Annotated in this window: 2 protein-coding genes; both read left to right on the top strand. The window is 73.8% G+C overall.

Annotation, left to right across the window (positions count from 1 at the left end):
• On the top strand, window positions 1-1,197 hold a 1,197-nt coding region (locus GT042_RS29425), incomplete at its 5' end, for an aldehyde dehydrogenase family protein (protein WP_161311748.1).
• Window positions 1,198-1,214: 17 nt separating this feature from the next.
• Complete coding sequence (locus GT042_RS29430; protein WP_161311749.1) at window positions 1,215-2,294, top strand: Zn-dependent alcohol dehydrogenase; 1,080 nt, start codon at window positions 1,215-1,217, stop codon at window positions 2,292-2,294.
• The last annotated feature ends 44 nt before the right edge of the window (window positions 2,295-2,338 follow it).

The following is a 2,338-nucleotide window of genomic DNA, read 5'->3' on the forward strand; positions in this document are numbered from 1 at the left end:
CTGGCCGCCGCCATGACGGCCCGCCGGGACGACATCGCGGAGACCGTCACCGCCGAACTGGGCTCGACCGTCACCTTCGCCCGGCGCGTCCAGGCGGGACTGCCGATACGGGTCATGGAGTCGTACGCCGAACTCGCCGCCACCTACGCGTTCGAGACGACGGTCGGCAACTCCACCGTGTTCGAGGAGCCGGTGGGCGTCGTCGGCGCGATCACCCCCTGGAACTACCCGCTGCACCAGATCGTCGCCAAGGTCGCCCCCGCGCTCGCCGCGGGCTGCACGATCGTGGTCAAGCCCGCCGAGGACACCCCGCTCACCGCCCAGCTCTTCGCCGACCTGGTCGACGAAGCGGGCCTGCCGGCAGGGGTGTTCAACCTGGTGACCGGCCTCGGCCCGGTCGCGGGCCAGGCGCTCGCCGAGCACCCGGACGTCGACCTGGTCTCCTTCACCGGCTCGACGGCGGTCGGCCGCCGGATCGGGGCGGCGGCGGGCGCCGCCGTGAAACGGGTCGCCCTGGAGCTGGGCGGCAAGTCCGCCAACGTCGTCCTGCCCAGCGCCGACCTCGCCAAGGCCGTCACCACCGGCGTCGCGAACGTCATGTCCAACTCCGGCCAGACGTGCAGCGCCTGGACCCGGATCCTGGTCCACACCGACCGGTACGACGAGGCGGTGGAGCTGGCGAGGACCGCCGCGGCCACCCATGTCGCGGGCGACCCGCGCGACGAGGCGAGCCGCCTCGGCCCGCTCGTCAACGCCGCACAACAGGCGCGGGTACGGGGGTACATCGAGGCGGGCATCGCGGCCGGCGCCCGGGTCGTCGCGGGCGGCCCCGAATCCCCCCGCGACACGGGCTACTTCGTCGCGCCGACCGTCTTCGCCGACGTCACCCCGGACATGTCCATAGCCCAGGAGGAGATCTTCGGCCCCGTCGTCTCCCTGCTGCGGTACGAGGACGAGGAGGACGCTCTCCGTATCGCAAACGGCACCGTCTACGGCCTCGCGGGCGCGGTCTGGGCCGGCGACGACGCCGAGGCCACGGCCTTCGCGCGCCGCATGGACACCGGCCAGGTCCACATCAACGGGGGCCGGTTCAACCCGCTCGCGCCCTTCGGCGGCTACAAGCAGTCGGGGGTGGGGCGCGAGTTCGGGGTGCACGGGCTCACCGAGTACCTCCAGACCAAGTCCCTCCAGTTCTGAGCCGGGAGACCGCCCTCGTGGTACGCGCCGCTGTCCTGTCCGCCGTCGGAGCCCCGCTGGAGATCATCGGGATCAAGCTGCCCGAGCCCGGTCCCGGCCGGGTACGGATCCGGCTCGCCGCCGCCGGGGTCTGCCACTCCGACCTGTCCCTGTCCGACGGCACCATGCGAATACCGCTGCCGGCCGTCCTCGGCCACGAGGGCGCGGGCACGGTGGTCTCCGTCGGCGAGGGCGTCACGCATGTCGCCCCGGGTGACGGGGTGGTCCTCAACTGGGCTCCCGCGTGCGGGCTCTGCCACGCCTGTGTGATCGGCGAGGTCTGGCTCTGCTCCGACGCGCTCGCGGGCGCGGGCGGGCTGCACGCCCGTACGGCCGACGGCCGGGAGCTCCATCCGGGCCTGAACGTCGGCGCGTTCGCCGAGGAGACCGTCGTCGCCGCGAACTGTGTCCTGCCGCTCCCGGACGGTATCCCGCTGACCGACGCGGCCCTTCTCGGCTGCGCGGTCCTCACCGGATACGGCGCGGTCCACCACTCCGCGCGGGTCCGCGCGGGCGAGTCGGTGGCCGTCTTCGGCGTCGGCGGGGTCGGCCTGGCGGCCCTCCAGGCGGCGCGCATCGCCGAGGCCTCGACGATCGTGGCGGTCGATGTCTCCCCGGAGAAGGAGGAGTTGGCGCGGGCCGCCGGGGCGACGGAGTACGTCGTCGCCTCCGCCACCACCGCGAAGGACATCCGCCGCCTGACGGGCGGGCGGGGCGTGGATGTGGCCGTCGAGTGCGTCGGACGCGCCGTCACCATCCGTACGGCCTGGGACTCCACGCGGCGCGGCGGCCGCACGACGGTGGTCGGCATCGGGGGCAAGGACCAGCAAGTCACCTTCCACGCGCTGGAGTTGTTCCACTGGGGTCGCACGCTCTCCGGCTGCGTGTACGGCAACAGCGACCCGGCGAAGGACCTGCCGGTCCTGGCCGCCCACATCCGCGCGGGCCGCTTCGACCTGGCCGCGATGGTCACGGAACGAATCACCCTGGACGACGTCCCGTCAGCCCTCTCCGCCATGCCGGCGGGCCGCGGGGGCCGGGCCCTGGTGGTGTTCTAGCCCGCGCCCGCGAGGCCGCGGCGAGCGCGGTTGTCTGCCGGCAG

The organism is Streptomyces sp. SID3212, assembly GCF_009865405.1.
Taxonomy (GTDB): domain Bacteria; phylum Actinomycetota; class Actinomycetes; order Streptomycetales; family Streptomycetaceae; genus Streptomyces.